Source organism: Acidithiobacillus sp. TH-A67 (assembly GCF_057473545.1).
Map to the genome: position 1 here is coordinate 1 of NZ_JBYCKU010000055.1, position 20,427 is coordinate 20,427.

General features: G+C 60.7%; 14 protein-coding genes. 13 read left to right on the forward strand and 1 reads right to left on the reverse strand.

Features of this window, described 5'->3' with window-relative positions; translation table 11 throughout:
• The first annotated feature begins 167 nt into the window (after positions 1 to 167).
• The 6 genes from uvrB to AC2VNM_RS08540 all read left to right on the forward strand — a co-directional run bounded on the left by uvrB (position 168) and on the right by AC2VNM_RS08540 (position 7,586).
• Complete coding sequence (gene uvrB, locus AC2VNM_RS08515) at positions 168 to 2,186, forward strand: excinuclease ABC subunit UvrB (RefSeq protein ID WP_483165889.1); 2,019 nt, start codon at positions 168 to 170, stop codon at positions 2,184 to 2,186.
• A gap of 68 nt (positions 2,187 to 2,254) precedes the next feature.
• Positions 2,255 to 3,304, forward strand: a complete 1,050-nt coding sequence (locus tag AC2VNM_RS08520) for an NAD(P)-dependent alcohol dehydrogenase (protein WP_483165888.1) — start codon at positions 2,255 to 2,257, stop codon at positions 3,302 to 3,304.
• A 136-nt stretch (positions 3,305 to 3,440) separates the two neighbouring features.
• On the forward strand, positions 3,441 to 5,075 hold the full coding sequence (gene pyrG / locus AC2VNM_RS08525; protein WP_483165887.1) for a CTP synthase: 1,635 nt from the start codon (positions 3,441 to 3,443) through the stop codon (positions 5,073 to 5,075).
• Complete coding sequence (gene kdsA, locus AC2VNM_RS08530) at positions 5,075 to 5,923, forward strand: 3-deoxy-8-phosphooctulonate synthase (RefSeq protein ID WP_483165886.1); 849 nt, start codon at positions 5,075 to 5,077, stop codon at positions 5,921 to 5,923. The genes pyrG and kdsA overlap by 1 nt, the downstream gene beginning before the upstream one ends.
• The gene (gene eno, locus AC2VNM_RS08535; RefSeq protein ID WP_215871937.1) at positions 5,920 to 7,200 is read left to right on the forward strand and encodes a phosphopyruvate hydratase; all 1,281 of its coding nucleotides are present in this window, start codon (positions 5,920 to 5,922) and stop codon (positions 7,198 to 7,200) included. The genes kdsA and eno overlap by 4 nt, the downstream gene beginning before the upstream one ends.
• A gap of 41 nt (positions 7,201 to 7,241) precedes the next feature.
• Entirely contained in the window at positions 7,242 to 7,586 is a 345-nt protein-coding gene (locus AC2VNM_RS08540) for an FtsB family cell division protein (RefSeq protein ID WP_483165885.1), read from the forward strand.
• Positions 7,587 to 7,664: 78 nt separating this feature from the next.
• Here AC2VNM_RS08540 and efp read toward each other — a convergent pair whose 3' ends face one another.
• On the reverse strand, positions 7,665 to 8,225 hold the full coding sequence (gene efp, locus AC2VNM_RS08545; protein WP_483165884.1) for an elongation factor P: 561 nt from the start codon (positions 8,223 to 8,225) through the stop codon (positions 7,665 to 7,667).
• Between the two features lie 77 nt (positions 8,226 to 8,302).
• On the opposite strand from efp, the gene AC2VNM_RS08550 reads away from it, so the two are divergent.
• The 7 genes from AC2VNM_RS08550 to AC2VNM_RS08580 are packed head-to-tail and all read left to right on the forward strand — an operon-like array spanning position 8,303 to position 20,422.
• On the forward strand, positions 8,303 to 8,611 hold the full coding sequence (locus AC2VNM_RS08550) for a gamma-butyrobetaine hydroxylase family protein (RefSeq protein ID WP_483165883.1): 309 nt from the start codon (positions 8,303 to 8,305) through the stop codon (positions 8,609 to 8,611).
• Positions 8,592 to 10,469 (forward strand): excinuclease ABC subunit UvrC, encoded by a 1,878-nt coding sequence (gene uvrC, locus AC2VNM_RS08555; protein ID WP_483165882.1) that lies wholly within the window; start codon positions 8,592 to 8,594, stop codon positions 10,467 to 10,469. The genes AC2VNM_RS08550 and uvrC overlap by 20 nt, the downstream gene beginning before the upstream one ends.
• On the forward strand, positions 10,466 to 11,047 hold the full coding sequence (pgsA, locus tag AC2VNM_RS08560) for a CDP-diacylglycerol--glycerol-3-phosphate 3-phosphatidyltransferase (protein WP_483165881.1): 582 nt from the start codon (positions 10,466 to 10,468) through the stop codon (positions 11,045 to 11,047). The genes uvrC and pgsA overlap by 4 nt, the downstream gene beginning before the upstream one ends.
• A gap of 1 nt (position 11,048) precedes the next feature.
• Positions 11,049 to 14,447: an exodeoxyribonuclease V subunit gamma gene (gene recC, locus AC2VNM_RS08565; RefSeq protein WP_486913159.1), complete on the forward strand. Its 3,399-nt coding sequence runs from the start codon at positions 11,049 to 11,051 to the stop codon at positions 14,445 to 14,447.
• Entirely contained in the window at positions 14,444 to 18,022 is a 3,579-nt protein-coding gene (gene recB / locus AC2VNM_RS08570) for an exodeoxyribonuclease V subunit beta (RefSeq protein WP_483165879.1), read from the forward strand. Before recC ends, recB begins: the two co-directional genes overlap by 4 nt.
• Complete coding sequence (gene recD, locus AC2VNM_RS08575) at positions 18,019 to 19,971, forward strand: exodeoxyribonuclease V subunit alpha (protein ID WP_483165878.1); 1,953 nt, start codon at positions 18,019 to 18,021, stop codon at positions 19,969 to 19,971. Before recB ends, recD begins: the two co-directional genes overlap by 4 nt.
• On the forward strand, positions 19,964 to 20,422 hold the full coding sequence (locus tag AC2VNM_RS08580) for a DUF3429 domain-containing protein (protein WP_483165877.1): 459 nt from the start codon (positions 19,964 to 19,966) through the stop codon (positions 20,420 to 20,422). The genes recD and AC2VNM_RS08580 overlap by 8 nt, the downstream gene beginning before the upstream one ends.
• The last annotated feature ends 5 nt before the right edge of the window (positions 20,423 to 20,427 follow it).

The window sequence follows — 20,427 nt, forward strand, 5'->3', positions numbered from 1 at the left end:
TCTATCCGCTCCTGCGTCATTCGTCCTTGCCTCTCTACTCTTCCAGGCGGACATTTCTAACGTGCCGAAAGCGGACATTACTAATTTGCTGCTACAAGAGAATCAGCGCCCTTTCGCCCGTCTGCAACTCGGACTAAGCTTGATGCTTCTGGTAGAGCGAGGGCGAGATGGAAAAACGGCAACTGGTACTGGAAAGCCTCTTTCCCCCCCAGGGCGATCAACCCAAGGCCATCGCAGGGCTGGTACAGGGGCTGCAGGCCGGGGAATTCTTCCAGACCCTACTCGGGGTGACTGGTTCGGGTAAGACCTTCACCATGGCCAACGTGATCGCGCAGACGCAGCGGCCGGCCATCGTCATGGCCCCGAACAAGACCCTGGCGGCACAGCTCTACGCCGAGCTGCGCGCCTTCTTCCCCCATAATGCCGTCGAATATTTCGTCAGTTATTACGATTACTATCAGCCTGAGGCCTATGTGCCGTCCTCCGACACCTTCATCGAGAAGGACGCCTCGATCAACGACCATATCGAGCAGATGCGCCTGTCGGCGACCAAGGCCCTGCTCGAACGGCCGGATGTGATCATCGTTGCCACCGTATCCGCCATCTACGGTCTGGGTGATCCAGCTGCGTATCACCGCATGATTCTGCATCTGCGGGAGGGCGACCAGATGGAGCAGCGCGCTATCCTGCGGCGTCTCGCTGACATGCAATACAGTCGTGATCCTCTCGAGCTCAAACGCAGTACCTTTCGTGTGCATGGCGATGTCATCGATATCTGGCCGGCCGAGAGCGAAGATGAGGCGGTGCGGGTGGAGCTCTTTGGCGACGAGATCGAGCGCGTTTCCCTCTTCGATCCCCTGACCGGCAAGACCATCACTCGCTTGGCGCGCTACACCGTCTATCCGAAAAGCCACTATGTGACGCCGCGGGAGACCATCCTTGCGGCCATCGAACACATCAAGGACGAGTTACGCGAACGTCTGGAAATTCTGCGCGAGGCCAACAAGCTGGTGGAGGCACAGCGTCTGGAACAGCGCACCCGCTTTGACCTGGAGATGATGGCAGAATTGGGTTACTGCTCGGGTATCGAAAACTATTCCCGCTATCTCTCTGGGCGGGCAGCGGGCGAGCCCCCGCCGACCCTGATGGATTATCTGCCGGCCAACGCCTTGTTGTTCATCGACGAATCGCACGTGACGGTACCGCAGTTTGGTGGCATGTATCGGGGCGACCGCTCGCGCAAGGAAACCTTGGTCGAGTACGGTTTTCGTTTGCCCTCGGCGCTCGATAACCGGCCGCTGATGTTTGAGGAGTTCGAGCGCCTCATGCCGCAGACCATCTTCATCTCGGCAACCCCGGGGCCCTATGAGCTGGAACATTCCAGTGCCGTCGTCGAGCAAGTGGTGCGCCCGACGGGGCTGGTCGATCCCGAGGTGGAGGTGCGGCCAGCACAGGGGCAGGTGGACGATCTGGTGAGCGAGATCCACCAGGTGATCGCCGGTGGCTGGCGCATACTCGTCACTACCCTCACCAAGCGTATGGCCGAGGACCTGACCGATTATTTGCATGATTTGGGCATCCAGTGTCGCTATCTGCATTCCGATATCGAGACCGTGGAACGGGTGGAGATCATCCGCGATTTGCGCGCCGGGGTCTTTGATGTATTGATTGGCATCAACCTGTTGCGGGAAGGGCTCGACATGCCGGAGGTAGCCCTGGTGGCCATCCTCGACGCCGACAAGGAGGGTTTTCTGCGTTCCGAACGCTCCCTGGTGCAGACCATCGGCCGCGCCGCGCGCAACCTGCATGGGCGCGCCATCCTCTACGCCGATGTCGTCACCGGCTCCATGGAGCGGGCAATTCGTGAAACCGAACGCCGGCGCGAGAAGCAGCTCGCCTTCAATGCCCAACATGGCATCACCCCCAAAGGCATCCATAAGCCCGTTGCCGATATCATCGAGGGGGTCTACCACCGCAGCGGCAAGGGCCGCGCCAAAGCTGCCGAACCGGTTGCCACCTATGCGACCGATGATCCGCAAAAGCTGGCGAAGCAGCTCAAGGGCCTGGAAGAACAGATGTACCGCCACGCGCGCAACCTGGAGTTTGAGGAGGCCGCGCGCCTGCGCGACCAGATCCACCAGTTGCAGGCCCGCCTCTTCGGGCCTGAGGCCACAGTCGCCGGCTAAGAATTTTGCGAGGGCCGCGTGCTTGCCCTATAATCTACCGACCGGTTGGTATTTATAAGGAGATGCTCATGAGTTCTGTCAAAGCCTATGCCGCCCAAGCTGCCGATACCCCATTGGCCCCCTTTCAGCTGGATCGTCGCGAACCTGGTCCCGAGGATGTGCAGATCGACATCCTCTATTGCGGGGTCTGTCATTCCGACCTGCACACCGCGCGCAACGAGTGGCATAACACCCTCTATCCCTCGGTGCCTGGGCACGAAATCGTTGGTCGGGTAACGGCAGTGGGTAGTGCCGTCAGCAAGTTCAAGGTTGGCGAGCTGGCGGGGGTAGGCTGTATGGTCGATAGTTGTGGCCACTGTAGTTCTTGCCACGAGGGTGACGAACAGTATTGTGAGAATGGTTTCACCGGCACCTACAATGGACCGGTATTCGGCGGTGAGAATACCTATGGCGGCTATTCCCAGCGTATCGTCGTCAAGGAGTCCTTCGTCCTGAAAATTTCCCACGACGGGAAAGATCTGGCGAGTGTGGCACCATTGCTCTGTGCTGGCATCACCACCTATTCGCCATTGCGGCATTGGAAAGTAGGACCGGGGATGACAGTCGGTATCGTTGGTCTCGGAGGATTGGGGCACATGGGGGTAAAACTCGCTCATGCCATGGGAGCGCATGTCGTCCTGTTCACCACTTCGCCGGGTAAGGCGGAGGACGCCAAACGCCTGGGCGCCGATGAAGTTGTCATCTCCAAAGATGCCGAGCAGATGGCGAAGCAGGTAAACCGCTTTGATTTCATTCTCAACACCGTAGCGGCGCCCCATGATATCAATGGCTTTTTGCAGCTACTGAAGCGTGATGGCACCATGACCTTGGTCGGTGTGCCGGAACATCCACATCCCTCGCCGGAGGTCGCGAGCCTGATCTTCAAGCGTCGCAGTCTGGCCGGTTCCCTCATCGGTGGCATTGCCGAGACCCAGGAAATGCTCGATTTCTGCGCTGAGCATGGGATTGGCGCCGACATCGAGGTCATTCCTATGGACTATATCAACACGGCCTATGAGCGCATGTTGAAAAGCGACGTGAAATATCGCTTCGTCATCGATATGGCCAGCTTGAAGTAGCGCAAACCACAGGGGCGAGGCCTTCTATCCCGCTTCGCCCGAGTCCCGAGAGATTTCCGCTTACGGTCGCGACGTTGTTTGTCTGGCCGGATTTGGCTACCATGCAGGCGTTTTTGCAGAGCGACTGAGGGGCACGATGACCAAGTATATTTTTGTCACCGGCGGGGTCGTCTCCTCTCTCGGTAAGGGTGCGGCGGGCGCGGCTCTGGGGGCATTGCTGGAAGCGCGTGGCCTGCGGGTGACCATGCTCAAGCTCGACCCATACATCAACGTCGACCCGGGGACCATGAGCCCCTTCCAGCACGGCGAGGTTTTCGTGACCGCAGATGGGGCGGAAACCGACCTCGACCTGGGCCACTATGAGCGCTTCCTTTCCGCGCGTATGAGCAAGCGCAATAATTTCACGACCGGTTTGGTCTATCAGACGGTCATCGAGAAAGAACGTCGCGGCGACTACCTGGGCCGCACGGTGCAGGTCATTCCGCACATCACCGATGAGATCAAGCGCCGCATTCGCCTGGGCGCGGAAGGGGCGGATGTCGCCCTGGTGGAGATTGGCGGCACGGTAGGAGATATTGAGTCGCAACCCTTCCTAGAGGCCATCCGGCAGATGGCAGTAGAGGAAGGGCGGGGCAATACCATCTTCCTGCACCTGACCCTGGTTCCTTATCTGCCCTCGGCGGGGGAGATGAAGACCAAGCCGACCCAGCATTCCGTGCGCGAGCTGCGCGCCATCGGCATTCAGCCAGACGTGCTGCTCTGTCGCGCCGATCGCCCTATTCCGGAAGACCATCGCGCCAAGATTGCGCTCTTTTCCAATCTGCCCGATCGCGCGGTAATCTCCGCCATCGACACCGACAGCATCTATCGCATCCCGCTGCTTTTCCATGCCCAGGGGCTGGACGAGCTGGTGGTGGAAGATCTGCATTTGCCTGCCCAGCAGCCGGATCTATCGGTCTGGGAAGGCATCATCGATGCCATGGAACACCCGCAGGGAGAGTTGCGCATTGCGCTGGTCGGTAAGTACGTCGGTCTGACGGAATCCTACAAATCGCTTTCCGAAGCGCTGTTACATGCGGGGCTACGGGCCCGGCGCAAGATCCGTTTTCTCTTTGTGGATGCGGAAGAAATCGAAGAAAAGGGGCCGGAGTGTCTGGCGGATGCCGATGCCATTCTGGTGCCGGGCGGTTTTGGCGGACGTGGCACGGAAGGAAAAATCCGCGCCATTCGTCACGCGCGCGAACAGCGGATTCCCTTCCTTGGGATCTGTCTGGGCATGCAGTTGGCCGTCGTCGAATTCGCCCGCCACTGTGCAGGGCTGTCCAATGCCAACAGTACCGAACTCGATCCCAATACCCCGGAACCAGTCATCACGTTGATGCAGGGATGGACCGATCCCGATGGACAGGTGACCTATCGCGAGGCCGGCGGCAACCTGGGCGGGACGATGCGTCTGGGAGCGCAGGTTTGCAGGCTCGAAGCGGACAGCTTGGCCGAACGCGCCTATGGCCGTCGGGAAATCGAAGAGCGGCATCGCCATCGCTTCGAGTTCAACAATCGCTATCTGGCGCCATTGAAGAAGGCGGGTCTGCGCTTTTCCGGGTTCTCTGCCGATGGTGCGTTGGTAGAGGTAGTCGAATTGCCGGATCATCCTTGGTTCCTGGGATGTCAATTTCATCCGGAATTCACCAGTAATCCGCGCGAAGGTCATCCGCTCTTTGATGCCTTTGTCAGTGCCGCACAGAGTTACCGTACCCAGGAGGGCCGCTGATGAAACTGTTGGGATTTCCGGTAGGGCTGCGCGAGCCGTTTTTTTTGATCGCCGGGCCCTGCGCCATCGAGAGCGAGGACTTGGCGCTGCGCAGTGCCAGTACCTTGCGAGAGATTTGCGATCGTCTCGGCATCCATCTCATCTACAAAAGCTCCTACGACAAGGCCAATCGTTCCTCGGGTGGCAGCTTTCGCGGACCGGGAATGGAGGAAGGGCTGCGGATTCTGCAAAAGGTGCGTAGTGAGATCGGTGTGCCCGTGCTTACCGACGTGCACGAGAAGGAAGATGTAGCAGCGGTCGCCCAGGCGGTGGACGTGCTGCAGACCCCTGCCTTCCTCTGTCGTCAGACCGATTTTATCCAGGCGGTCGCTGCAGCGGGCAAGCCCGTCAACATCAAGAAAGGTCAGTTTCTGGCCCCTTGGGATATGGCCAATGTGGTGGCTAAGGCCAAGGCAACCGGCAACGAAGACATCCTCGTCTGTGAGCGCGGTGTCAGTTTTGGGTACAATAATCTGGTTTCTGACATGCGATCGTTGGCGGTGATGCGTCAAACCGGGTGCCCGGTGGTCTTCGATGCCACCCACTCGGTACAGCTGCCGGGGGGGCAGGGTGACCGCTCGGGCGGGCAGCGGGAATTCGTACCGGTACTGGCGCGGGCAGCCGTGGCGGCGGGCGTTTCCGGCCTGTTCATGGAAACCCACCCGGACCCGCGCTGCGCCCTCTCCGACGGCCCCAATGCCTGGCCTTTGGGGCAGATGGAAGCACTCCTGCGGGTACTGCAACAAATCGATCACGTCGTCAAAGCGCAAGATTTTCCTGAAGACCATCCTGAGGAGTTACTACCATGACCGCCATCGTCCAGATCCATGCCCGAGAAGTGCTCGATTCCCGTGGCAATCCCACTGTCGAAGCCGAAGTAACCCTTGAAAATGGTGCCATGGGTCGTGCCATTGTGCCGAGCGGCGCCTCCACCGGCGAGCGCGAGGCCGTCGAGCTGCGTGACGGTGGCGAGCGTTTTGGCGGCAAGGGGGTGCGCAAGGCGGTCGAGAATGTCAATGGCGAAATCCAGGATCTTCTTCTCGGCATGGAGGTCGAGAATCAGGCGGAACTCGATGCTGAGCTCTGCGCCCTGGATGGCACGGCCAACAAATCGCGCCTGGGTGCCAATGCGATCCTCAGCGTCTCGCTCGCCTGCGCCCATGCTGCAGCGCGCTCCTTGGGACTGCCCTTGTATCGCTATATGGGAGGCCTGGGACCGATCCAGTTGCCGGTACCGATGATGAATGTCATCAATGGCGGCGCCCATGCCGACAACGCCATTGATATGCAGGAGTTTATGCTCATTCCCGCGGGTGCGGAGTCGTTTTCTGAGGCCCTGCAGATGGGCGTCGAGGTCTTCCATCGGCTGAAGGCGGTGCTGCATGGTCGGGGTCTGGCGACCACCGTCGGGGATGAGGGCGGCTTTGCCCCCAACCTGCCCTCCAACGAGGCGGCTCTGGAACTGCTCGTCGAGGCCATCAGTCAGGCCGGATATACCCCCGGTGAGGATATCTGGCTGGGTATGGACGCGGCATCCAGCGAATTTTTCCGCGACGGGTACTATCATCTGAGCAGTGAAGGCCGCTCGCTGGACAGTGGCCAGTTTGTCGATTACCTCAATGATTTGGTCGACCGTTATCCCATCCTGAGTATTGAAGATGGTATGGATCAAAACGACTGGGAAGGTTGGGTGCAGCTCACCGACCGCTTAGGGGATCGCCTGCAGCTGGTCGGTGATGATATTTTCGTCACCAATACCAGCATCTTGCGGGAGGGCATCGATCGCGGCGTGGGTAACAGTATCCTGATCAAACTCAATCAGATCGGCACCCTGACCGAGACCCTGGCGGCCATCGAAATGGCCAAGACGCACTGCTATACCGCCATCGTCTCACATCGTTCCGGTGAAACCGAAGACACTACGCTGGCGGATCTGGCGGTGGCCACTGGTTGTGGGCAGATCAAGACGGGCTCCCTGTCGCGCACCGATCGGGTGGCTAAATATAACCGCCTGCTGCGCATCGAAGAAGAACTTGCCGATGCCGCACGCTTCCCGGGCCTTGCAGCTTTTTACAATCTGGACTAATACTGTAACTAGCTCAGTAAGTTTATGTAGCAAAGGATGCCATGGCCGTCGTTTGGGATGCTTCTCTGGATTCGGCTCGCGCTGCGGTTTCCCGCATCGGTGGGCTAAGTCGTGTCGATTGGCTCCTGCTGGCGATTCTGGTGGGCCTGCAGTATTTCCTGTGGTTCGGCGCCGGGAGCTGGTGGACGGTAGCGCAGCTGCATTCGCAGGTGGAACAGCGCCAGAGCGATGCACAGAGACTGGAAAAACGGAACGACAAGCTCGCGGCCGAGGTCCTCAGTCTGCAAAATGATTCTGGTGCGGTTGCCGGCCTGGCACGGCGGAACCTTGGCCTGGTGGGTAAGAACGAAATCTTTGTCTGGGTGATTCCTGCCAAGGCGAACTAAGCCGCCTGGTTCAGCCGCAGTCGTGAAAGCAGAAAGCCCGCCATTGGCGGGCTTTCTGATGTCGGAACCCCGCCTCGTTCAGGCGCGGTCGATATAGGTGCCGTCCACGGTATTGACGCGGATCTTTTCGCCATTGTTGACGAACTGCGGTACCTGCACGGTGATGCCGGTTTCCATGCGCGCCGGCTTGTAGGAGCCAGTGGCGGTCTGCCCCTTGATGGCGGGTTCGGCTTCGACCACTTCCAAAATGACGACGGGAGGTAGTTCGACGCCAATCGGGCGCTCATTGTGCAGGTTGACCTGAATCTCGGTGTTGGGCAACAGGTAGCCAGTTTGGCCTTCCAGCAGATCCTCGCTCAGGGTCATCTGCTCGAAGCTTTCGTTATCCATGAAAACATAGCCAGTACCGTCGTTGTAGAGGTACTGCATCTTGCGCGGTTCGACCACGGCCTTTTCCATCTTTTCTTCCGAGCGGAAGCGCTGGTTGGTCTTGGTGCCGGTCTCGATGTTTTTCATCTCCACCTGCACAAAGGCCCCACCCTTGCCGGGCTTGACGAAGTCAGTCTTGAGTACGCGCCACAGGCCCTTCTCGTATTCGAGGATGTTGCCGGGGCGGATATCGAAAGCGGAGATTTTCATGTGCAGTCCTGTAAGGCATTCCCTTTGCTGGGCGCGGATTGTACCCTAGAGCCATTATTCTGACCAGCGAGGCCCTCATGTCAGCGCGTACCCAGCCCATCGAAATTCGTCCCCTCATGCTCAGCAAGGTGATGGAGATTGATTGGGGCGACGGTCACACCAGTCGTCTGACCTTTGAACACCTACGTGTCGAGTGCCCCTGTGCCGAGTGTAAGGGGCATACGCCAGATCAGGCACAGGTCATTACCGGAAAAGAGGATGTCAATCTCGTGGATATCCAACCTGTCGGTAATTATGCCGTGCAGCTACACTTCAGTGATGGACATGGAACCGGTATCTACACCTGGGACTACTTGCGTCGTCTCGATGAAACCCAGTCCGACTGAGTCGGGAGAGGCTACGCTGCTGCGGGAAGCGGAGCAACCCTTCGTCCTCGCGGACTTTTTGCGCCAGCTGAGTGCTGGCCCCGGCATTTATCAAATGTTTTCCGGCGCTGGACAGATTCTCTATGTGGGCAAGGCGCGTAACCTCAAGCGTCGGGTCAGTTCTTATTTCCACAAGAATCGCCACAGCCTCAAGACCCAGGCCATGCTCCAGCAGGTAGAGCGGGTGGAAGTCATCCATACCCACACCGAAACCGAGGCTCTGGTCCTCGAGGCGCAGCTTATCAAGCGTCACCATCCGCCCTATAATATCCTTCTGCGGGACGACAAGAGCTATCCGTACCTGCTGATCGAGACCAATACTGCGTTTCCGCGCATGGGTTTTCATCGCGGCGCGCAGCGTGCCAAAGGCCATTACTTCGGTCCCTATCCCGCGGTCAGCTCTCTACGCGAGAGCATGGTGCTGCTGCAGAAGGCCTTTCGCCTGCGTACCTGCGAGGACAGCGTTTTCAGCAACCGCAGCCGGGCCTGTCTGCACTACCAGATCCGCCGCTGCAGTGGCCCTTGCGCCGGGCATATCCGTCAGGAGGACTACGCGGCGGATGTCAGGGCCACGTTGCAGTTTCTGCAGGGGCGCAGTGATGAGGTTTTGCAGGGCTTGCAGCAGCGCATGCAGGCCGCCGCCGAAAATCTTGCCTTCGAAGAGGCGGCACGCCTGCGGGATCAGGTGGCTGCGTTGTCCAAGATGCAGGAGCGGCAATACGTCGCCCAGTCTGGCGGTGGAGATTTCGATGTACTGGCCGCCGTCGAGGAAAATGGCCAGTGGTGTATCTATCTCAGCTTCTTGCGTCACGGCAGACAGCTGGGGGGCCGCTCGATCTTCCCCAGGCATGCCGAGGGCGTGCGCGGGCCGGAAATGATGGCCGCCTTTCTCGGACAGTACTACGCCGATCGGGAAATCCCCGGCAATCTGCTGCTCAATCTGCTGCCGCGGGGCGCCGCCGCCTTGCAGGAGGCACTGAGCGAGCTCGCCGGGCGCAAGGTGCTCATCGATCAGCCGCAACGGGGCCCGCGCAAGCGCTGGATGCAGATGGCGGAAACCAACGCGCGCCTCGCCCTGCGCGCCCGGGCGCAGCAGGCTGGCCAGGGGCAACGGCGCATGCAGCTCCTGCAGGAGCTCTTTGCTCTGGAAGAACTCCCACAGCGTCTGGAGTGTTTCGATATCAGCCATACCCGCGGCGAGGCGGCCACGGCCTCCTGTGTGGTCTTCGATGCCGATGGCGCTCGTAAGGACGCCTATCGCCGTTTCAACATCAAAGGGATCACCCCGGGAGATGACTATGCCGCCATGGAGCAGGCAGTCCTACGTCGCTATGCGCGACTGCAGGACGAAGGCCGAAGCCTGCCCGACATCGTCTTCATCGATGGCGGACCAGCACAATTGGCGCGCGCTGTGGCTGCGCTCGCCGAGCTGGGGATCGACAGTGTTCAGCTCTGTGGCGTGTCCAAGGGTACCAGTCGGCGCCCCGGTCTGGAGTCGCTGCATGCACCGCAATGGTCGGCACCCCGGCAGTTCGCCGCCGATGATCCCGCTCTCCTGGTCATTCAGGAGATTCGTGATGAGGCGCATCGTTTTGCCATTACCGGCCATCGCGCGCGGCGGGCGAAGGCACGACAGGAGTCGGAGCTCGATGTGATCGACGGTATTGGACCCAAACGGCGTGGTGCCTTGTTGCGGAGTTTTGGCGGACTGCGGGGTATCCGCGACGCGGGGGTCGATGACCTGCAGCGGGTAGAAGGGATTCGCCGCGAACTCGCCGAGCGGATCTATGACCATTTCCATCCAGGGGCCCGGCCATGATGGCGCGTTTGCCCAATTTTCTGACGATGCTGCGGGTGTTGCTCATCCCGGTCTTCGTCCTGCTGTTTTTTCTGGGTGGCACGGAGCGCAGCTACGGGGCGACCGCCATTTTTGCTTTTGCCGCCCTAACCGACTGGGCGGACGGCTACCTCGCGCGTCGTTATAACGGGGTTTCGCCCTTTGGCACCTTCCTCGATCCGGTGGCCGACAAACTTATGGTTGCCACCGCCCTGATCCTGATTTGTGCCAGCGGCGAGATGCCGGCGATCCTTGCGGGCATCCTCACCAGCATCATTGTGGGCCGGGAGATCACCATCTCGGCGTTGCGCGAGTGGATGGCGGAGCTCGGTGAGCGCAAAAAAGTTTCCGTATCCTGGCTGGGGAAGGTCAAGGCGACTTTGCAAATGCTTGCCATCGTATTCCTGTTGTATGCGGGGCCGATGGCCTGGGGGATTGCCGCCCGCGACATAGGCATAGCCCTGCTCCTGCTTGCGGCGGCGATGACCTTGTGGAGTATGATCGAATATCTGCGTGCCGCCTGGCCGAGCTTGATGGGTAAACGGGTCGCTGACTCATAACATGGCAGCGCCTCAGCTCACCCTCGTCCATAGTCAGCGCGCGGAGGATCTGCGTGACTTATTGGTGCAATGGTGTAGCCAGCATCCCCTGTCGCCCCTCAGCCGCGAGACGATCCTGGTGCAAAGTAATGGGGTGGCGGAGTGGCTGAAGTTGGGCTTTGCCGCCGAGGGGATTGCCGCGGGTCTGGATTTCCTGTTGCCAGCGCAGTTTCTGTGGCGAGCCTACCGCGCCGTGCTGGGCCGCGATGCAGTTCCAGACTCTTCGCCGTTCGACAAGGAGCGGCTGCGTTGGCGACTTTTTCGCCTGTTGGCAGAGCTGCCCGATCCAGTGTATGCGCCGCTGCGTCGCTATTTGCAGAGGGATCCTGAAGGACGAAGGCGCTTTCAGTTGGCCGAGCGAGTGGCAGATCTCTACGATCAGTACCAGGTCTATCGCGCGGACTGGCTGGTAGCCTGGGAGGCTGGCCGCGACAGCTTGTTCAGTCTCGATGGTCGGGCGCGTCCTTTGCCTGCCCAGCAACGCTGGCAGGCGCAACTCTGGCGCGCTCTGCTTGCCGATCTGCAGGCAGCTGCGAGCCCAGGAGAATCGCGCGGCCAGATTCACCAACGATTCATCCGTCGTTTGGCGGAGCCAGGAACTTGGCCGGAATTGCCGCAGCGTCTCGTCGTCTTCGGCATCTCCTCTCTGCCTCAGCAGACCCTCTTTGCCCTGGCAGCGCTGGCGGAGCATTTGCCGGTACTGATCCTGGTGCTTGATCCGTGTTCCTATTATTGGGGGGACATCGTTACCGGGCATGATCTGCTGTGCCAGGAAGCGCGCGGCCGCAAGCGGACGCGCCAAGTAGCGGACGTCGACGCCGCGATCGAACATGGACATCCGCTCTTGGCTGCCTGGGGCAAGACCGGTAGAGACTATCTTGCCGCCCTGGAAATGACCGCCAGCGAGCTGCAGTTGCAGGTGATGGACGAACGTATCGAACTGTTCCGGCCCGGCGAAACGCGAACCCTCCTGCAGCAGCTGCAGGATGACATCCTTTTCCTGCGCCCGGCATCGGAAAGCCGCAATCTGTGGTCGCCCATCGATCTCACTCACGACGATTCCCTGCGTTTTCATGTGGCACATGGTCCCTTACGAGAACTCGAGGTCCTGCAGGATCAGATTCTCGAAGCCCTGCGCCTGGACGCCAGCCTGCGTCCCCGTGACATCCTGATCATGGTACCGGAACTGGATAGCTATGCGGCGCGCATCGATGCGGTCTTTGGCCGCTATCCGGGCTCGGACCCGCGGCATTTGCCCTACCACATTGTTGATGCGCCAGCTGTACAGCAAAACTCGCTCCTCCACGCCTTGGACCTGCTGCTTGGGTTGCCGCATTCGCGACTGCCCGCCAGCATGCTCTGGGACCTGCTCGAGGTATCCGCCTTGCGTCGGCGCTTTGGTATTGACGTCGAGGATGTCCCCCTCCTGCGCTCCTGGCTACAGACGGCTGGTGCCCGCTGGGGGCTGGATGACACCCAGCGGCAAAATCTGGGTCTGGGGAGGGAAGGACAGGGAGCGCACACCTGGTGGTTTGCGCTGCAGCGTCTCTTGCTCGGCTATGCCGTGGCTCATGGCGAGGCCTGCGGTGAGCTAGAACCCAGTTATCTGCCGGTGGATGCGGCAGCGCGTCTGGCTCCTTTCATCGAGTTGTTGGCAAGCATTTCCCAGTGGCAGACGCGCCTGCAGCCCCCAGCCACGCCGAAAATCTGGCAGGGCAAACTGGAGGAACTACTGGCCGATTTTTTTGCGGCACAAGGAGAGGAAGAGCAAGAACTGTTGCTGGCGCAAGGGGCCCTGCAGGCATGGGTCGAAGACTGCGCGGCAGCGGACCTTACTGTGCCGCTCTCCCTTGAAATTGTTGGCGAGGCCTGGCGTGCCGCCATCGTCGTCAAGGCAACGCGCGGCTCCGCCTTCTTTTCCGGTGGTCTCACCTTTGCCACCCTGATGCCCATGCGTGCCATCCCTTTCCGCCGGATCTACCTGCTGGGGATGAACGAGAAAGATTACCCGCGGCGGCAAACCCCGGCGGAATTCGACCTCTTGCGCGGTGATTATCGCCCGGGCGACCGCTCGCGGCGGGAGGATGATCGCTATCTCTTTCTCGAAGCCTTACTGTCCGCCCGCGACGCGCTGCAGATCTTCTGGTCGGGGCGCAGCCCGCGCGACGATAGCGAGGAGCCGCCCTCCGTTTTGGTGGCGCAGCTGCGTGACCACCTGGCGCGGGTCTGGCGGGCGGAACAAGGTGGTGAGGAGTTGCATGGCAAAGACCTGTTGGCGGCACTGACGACCAGCTATCCCCTGCAGGCCTTCAGTCAGCAGTATCTCGGCGAAAATACCCCGTACTTCACCTTTGCGCGAGAGTGGTGGGAGTCTGACTCTGTGCCAGCGCCGGAAACGGTCTTACCGGTCGCGGAACTGCGCTATCTGACCCTGCGCGAACTGCAGGAGCTGGGAAAAAGACCCGCGCGGTATTTCTTGCAGCAGGGGCTGGGTGTTCGCCTACGCGAAAGCGATGAACAAATCGCCGAGGACTGTGAGCCCTTCGCCCTGGATACTCTGCAGCAATGGCAAATCCGCAGCGAGCTGATCGAGGCGGTGCAGCAGGAGGAAGTGGACACCGGTGCCGCCATGGCGGTCCTCCAACGCCAGTCGTTGCGCCAGTCGCGGCGTGGTGACCTGCCTGTCGGGGCCGTTGGCCGCTTGCTTGGTGAAGAATTGGTAGACGAACTGGAACAGCCTCTACAGCGCTATCTCGCACTTGCGGCACAGTATGCAGAAGCGCTTCCACCGCAGGGCCTGTGCCTGCAGCACGCCGGTACGGAGCTGGTAGGAGAGATTGCCGGTCTGCGTCGCAGTGCCGAAGCTGAGCATGCCCTGCTGCGTTGGTCGGCCAGCAAGATCGGCAGAGGCAAGAATATCGAATGGACAAAGGTCTGGCCGTACTGGATCGAGCATCTTGCGTTGCATGCCGATGGCTGGACCGTCAGTACCCATCTCCTGGGCAGGGACAATAGCGATATTCTTCTTGCGCCGATGGACCCCGCCTGGGCGCGCGCGCATCTCGCGGAGCTCGTCGACCTCGCGCTGGAGGCGCGGCGGCGGCCGCTGCCCTTGCTGCTGCCACTGCTGGCCGCAGCTTGGCAAGGGGAGCTGGCGGGGCAGATCGATCTCCAGTCCGTCCGTAGGCTACATGCAGATCTCGTGCAAAAGGACGAAGAGGTACGACGGGTCTGGCCACAGCCGCCGCTGGCAGACGACGTCGGGGAACTGGCAGAGCTTTGCCGGCGTTTTCTGCAACCTCTGCAAGATGCCGTGGAATGTGGCGTGCAGCTACGTAAGCAGGGAGGCGGCAAGGCGTGACCGGCGGCGACCTCCTCGACCCTCTCTGCTTTCCGTTGCGTGCTGGACGACGCCTGATCGAGGCCAGCGCCGGCACCGGCAAGACCTACACCATTGCCGCCCTCTACCTGCGCCTGGTGCTGGGCCATGCTTGTACCCGTCCCTTCCTGCCGGAAGAGATTCTGGTGATGACTTTCACCAATGCCGCTACGCTCGAATTACGCGCCCGCATTCGCCGCCGCCTGCACGAGGCCGCAGGATTCTTTGCCGGGCAGAGCGACAACGCCGACGAATTCCTGCTGGAGCTGCGCGAGAGTTATCCGCAAGAAGCCTGGCCGAGCCTGGCCCGCCTTCTCGATGGCGCCGCGGAAGGGATGGACCAGGCTGCCATTTACACCATCCATGCCTGGGCACAACGGGTCCTGCAAGAATACGCCTTTGCCATGGGCAATGATTTTGCGCTGCAGGTGTTGACCGACGGTCAGACGCGACATGGCGAACTGCTACAGGACTATCTGCGTCTCTTTCTGCATCCCTTGCCCTACCCCGAGATGCAGGAACTGCGGCGTTGGGGAAAGGACCTCCTCGATCCCGTGAAATTCCTTGGCGTGCTGCAGGAATACCTCGATAAAAGCGAAGGGTTTGCCCCTGGAGAGGAACCCGCGGCCCTCCTGCATCGCCTTTGGGAAAATGCCACAAGCGAGTTGGCATCCTTGCGCGGGCGTCTGGCAGAGCAGCTCGATTCCCTGGAGGATTGGCTGGACGAGTTGAACGCCAGCAAGCAGGTTGATGGAAGGAAGCTGCAGTCCCGGTATTATCGCAACTGGCTGGACAGTCTGCGATCGTGGACGGCAGAGCAGGATCTGGCTGGTCCCTCTCTGACGGATTCGGCGTGGCAGCGCCTGAGTCTGGTGGGAATACAGGAAGCCGCTCGTGACAACGCGCAGCTCCGCCATCCGGCGCTGGTGCTGATCGAGGAACTGCATACCTACAGGGATATCCTGCAAAGGCAGCGCGAAGAGACCCGGGCGGCGCTGCTTACCCATGCCTTGGGGTGGCTGGATGAGCGCAAGCAGCAATTGCAGGAGCAGGGACAGATCGACTTTCAGGGGATTCTGCGGCAGTTACGCAATGCCCTGCAAGGGGAGGCCGGAAAGGTTCTCGCCGAGCATTTGGCCAAGCAATATCCTTGGGCCCTGGTAGACGAATTTCAGGACACCGATCCCTACCAATATGCCATTCTCGATAGCATTTACGGGGGCGCGGAAGCAGAGGGCGGGCTCCTGCTCATTGGTGATCCCAAGCAGTCCATCTACCGCTTTCGCGGTGGAGATCTGCACACCTACCTGCGCGCTCAGCAGGACTGCGGCGCGGAAATTTATCGTCTCGGCCGCAATTATCGCTCCAGCGAGCAGCTGGTAACGGCCCTGAATACCTTCTTTCTGACCCTGGAAGAGCGCCACCCGCAGGGCGTATTCGGTCTGCGTCAGAGAGAGGAAAATCCGGTCCCCTACCTGCCCGTAGAGGCTGCGGGGCGGCAGGAGGAGTTTTTTTGGACGGAAGAAGAGACTTCCGCTCTGCAATTTGCCGTTCTGGCGGAGGACGCGGCAGGGAACAAGGGCGAATATAACGATTGTATGGCCGCTGCCTGTGCCGAACGGATTGTCGCCTTGTTGTTGGCCGGGCGCAGCGGGCAGGCGGGGTTTCGTTCCGCATCAGGCGCGCGGGCGTTGCAGCCGGCTGATCTTGCCGTGCTCGTCAATAACCGTGCGGAGGCAGACGTGCTGCGTGCGGCTTTGCGCCAGCGCGGGGTAGCCAGCGTCTATCTCTCCGAGCAACAGTCGGTATACGAAAGCCCGGAAGCCGCAGATCTGGAACGATTGCTTACGGCTTGTCTGGCATACGACGATGAGCAGGCAGTGGGCACCGCCCTGGCCACCTCGCTCCTCGGTCTCGATTGGTCAGAACTTGCTGCCTTGCAGCACGATGATCGCCTGCGCGAAGAGCGCCTGCTGCAATTTCGGCGTTATGCCGAGATCTGGCGGGAGCGCGGTGTGCTCCCCATGCTGCTGCGGCTTTCTCAGGATTTTTTCTTGCCGGCGCGGCTCTTGCGCGGAGCCACGCCGAATGGAGAGCGGCGTTTGACCAATTTCCTGCACCTCGCCGAGCTCTTGCAGCATGCCGCGCAAGAATTGCAGGGCGAGCACGCCGTGCTCCGGTTTCTGGCGGAGCAACGCCAGAGGCAGGCAGGCGGCGATGAAGAAACGCTGCTGCGGCTGGAAAGCGATGCAGATCTGGTGCGGGTGATCACCATCCACAAGTCCAAGGGGCTGCAGTATCCCATCGTTTTTTTACCCTTCCTGCTCAACGCCCGGAGCGATTCCGGCAAATGCTTGCAGATCACCGAAGAACAAGGGCAGCGCACATTGCGACCGGCAGCTGCGGCAGAGCAGGAACGTGCCGAGCGGGAGCGACTGCAGGAGGACATTCGCAAAGTCTATGTAGCGCTGACGCGTGCCCAATTTGCTGTCTGGGTGGGGATTGGCCGCTGCGCCGACACACAACAATCGGCCCTGGCGCATCTGCTTCTGTACGGGGCAGAGGAAGGGAAAGGCTCGCCCGAGCAAGTAGAGGAACTCTTCGCCAATGTCCCAGAGATCGGCGTATCCCCGATTGCTCTGCCGGATACCCCTGCCATCCTGTCGCCGCCGCTTGTGCAGGCGCCCGCCTTGTGCCCGCGTATTGCCAGAGCGCAGGAAAACGACTGGTGGATTGCCAGCTATTCGGCCTTGCAGCGTGGCCATCATCAGCCCCTGGAACGGCTTGCCGAGTTATGGGGGGAGGAGCAGATGGAGGAGTCGGTGGAGCCGTCCACGCACCTGCTTTTCCCGCCGGGAGCCGCGACGGGCATCCTGCTGCATGATCTTCTGCGCTGGATGGCAGAGCAGGGCTTCGCTGCCATTTCCCGGAGTCCGCAGATTCTGCACGAGGAGATCCTGCGTCGTAGCCATGGTCAATCCTGGTTCCAGCACGCCGCCGAGCTGCAGGACTGGTTATTGCAAACTCTCGCCCTGCCGCTCGTCTTGGCAGAAGGGGAAACGGTTCGTTTGCAGGATCTGCAGGAGTACCAGGCGGAAATGGAGTTCTGGCTGCCAGTGCAGAACATCGAGAGCCAGCAGATCGATCTCATCGTCAATGCCCATCTCTTTCCCGATGTGCCGCGTCCGGCCCTGGACAGCCGCCGCCTTGGGGGGATGTTCAAGGGCTTCATCGATCTCGTCTTTTTCTGGAAAGGTCGCTATTACCTTGTTGATTACAAGTCGAATTTTCTGGGTCTGGGGCCTGCCGCCTATCATCGGCAGGCGCTGCGCGATGCCCTGCTCGCGCAACGCTACGATCTGCAGCTGGGACTTTATCTGGTCGCCTTGCGGCGCCTGCTGCGGAGCCGGGGATGGGAGGGCGAGCCGGCAGGGGCCCTGGCACTCTTTTTGCGCGGAATAAGGGAGAAAGGGAATGCCAGTATCTTGCTGCAGCCGGAGCCGGGATTTTATCCCGCCTTGGAACCGGTTTTCCGTGCGACCGAGGTCAGGCCATGAAAATCCCTGCGCTGGACTGCCGGACTCAGGACCGTGATGCACTACGCCGCCTGCTCTGCGAGGCGGTTGAGCAGGCTTGCCTGCGTCCCTGGGATGCACAATTCGCCTTGTTTTTGCGCGGCCTTGATCCCTCCGCGCCGCCTGCGCTGCTGCTGGCGGCCGCCCGGTGCAGTAACGAGGCAGCGCAGGGTCAGGTACATCTCGATCTCCTTGCCGACGCCCCTACCGAAAATTCCTTTCTCCAGGATTGGTGGCCGCGCTTCGCCAAGTGGCAGGCCTGGCTGCACCAAGCCCCGTCACTGGTGGCAGCGGGGGAGGGAACGACGCCCCTGGTCCTAAGCGACGGAAGGCTGTACTTGCGACGTTTCTGGCAGAACGAGCAGCGCATCGTCGAAGGTGTCCGCGCCCGACTCGCAGCCCTGCCACTGCCACCAGCGGATTTGGTAGCCGCCCAGCTAGACCGGCTATTCCCAGCGCGTTCGCTACAGCCAGACTGGCAGCGCATCGCCTGTGCCTTGATGTTGCGGCATCGACTGGGGGTCATCAGCGGCGGTCCGGGTACCGGAAAAACCACGACGGTGCTGCGCCTTCTGTTGCTGCTGCAGGGGCTCGCCCTGCAAGGTGCCTTGCCGCAGTCACAGGGACCGTTACGTATTCGTCTGGCGGCACCGACCGGCAAGGCCGCTGCGCGTCTCAGTCAAAGTCTGGTCCAATCCCTGGACGGGGAGGCGCAGGATCTGGCGCCGCCGGAAGTCATCGCCGCGATCCCGCGGGCGGTGGAAACCGTCCATCGTCTCCTGGGTCTGCGCGCCGATGGCCGAGTCCGCTATCATCGCGGTCAACTGCTCGCTGTCGATCTGTTGGTCATCGATGAGGCGTCGATGCTTAGCCAGGAATTGATGGCGCGGATTCTTGATGCCTTGCCGCCATCGTCCCGCCTGATCCTGCTGGGGGACAAGGATCAACTCGCTTCGGTGGAAGCCGGGGCAGTCCTCGCAGAGCTCTGCGCCAACGCGGAATGGGCGCGTTATGACGAAGACACACGGCGCTGGATTGCCGCTACTTGTGCCTATGTCTTGCCCGTGCCGGAGGCGGAGGGTGGTGCCCGCGAGCAGTCCGTAGCCCTGCTGCGCCACAGCTATCGCTTTGCGCCACATAGTGGCATTGGCCGGCTGGCCGAACAGATTCGCCGCGGGCAGGGCACGCGGATTGCCGCTTTGCTGGAGGAGCCGGAATCCGATCTCCGCCTCTTCCTTCCCACGAACCCGCAGGAACTTGATGCACTTCTCTTGCATGGATGGGGGGAAGGCCAAGTAGACGCGCCCGGTTACCTGCATTTTTTTCGGCAGCTGCAGGCTGGCTTGCGCCGGCGTTTGCCCCCCGAAGAACTCGCGCGGCAATGTCTGCGGGCATTTTCCGAGTTTCAGCTGCTTTGTGCCCGGCGCGATGGCCCCTGGGGGGTCGGCGCCATGAATCGGCAGGTGACACAGCTCCTGCAGCGCCAGGGCGTTGTGCCAGGCAATAGAGAGTGGTTCGCCGGTCGGCCGGTAATCATCACTCGCAATTTATATGGTCTACAATTGATGAACGGCGAAATTGGCATCACCTTGCCGCTCAAGTTGGCGGATGGTCAAATGGAAATGCAGGTCGCCTTTGCCGATGCAAACGCTGAGATCCGCTGGTTTTCACCTCTGCGCCTGCGCGACGTGGAAACGGTTTTTGCCTTGACGGTACACAAATCCCAGGGCTCCGAATATCGTCATTGTGCCTTCCTGGCGGCAGCGGAAGACCGGGATTTTCTCCATCGGGAATTATTGTATACCGCAGTCACGCGGGCGCGCTCACGCTTGAGCCTTGCTCTGGTTGGTGGTCAAGAGCTCCTGCGCGAGATGATCGCTCATCCCCTGCTTCGCAGGCAACAAATGTTTAGTGGAGAAGCATATGAATGAGCAAAAAAGCAGTATGCGCCTAGCCCAGATCCTCGGCGGGACGGGATTGATCCCTCTCATTGTCGCCGATATTGCCGCAGTGCAGGGGTATGGCATCATTGCCGTAAGTCTTGGAAATATCTATGCTGCTATCATCCTCGGCTTTCTCGGTGCCATACATTGGGGCCTTGCCCTGGATCGAACGCAGCGCCCCGATGAAGCCGGACCCTTGCTCCTTTGGAGTGTCATCCCTGCGCTTTGGGGCTTTTTCGCATTGTGGTGGTCGCCTCTACTGGCGACGCTGTTGCTGATGCTGGGCTTCGTCGCCCAGTGGTTGGCTGATTACCGCTTGCAGCGCCGCGCTATCTCCTGGCCCACCTGGTTCTTTCCGCTGCGTAGCGCCCTGACTCTGGGGATCCTGATCCTGTTGGGGATTCTGGCTGTCGAGATCTACTCTCTTGCGGGGCAATGAAAGAG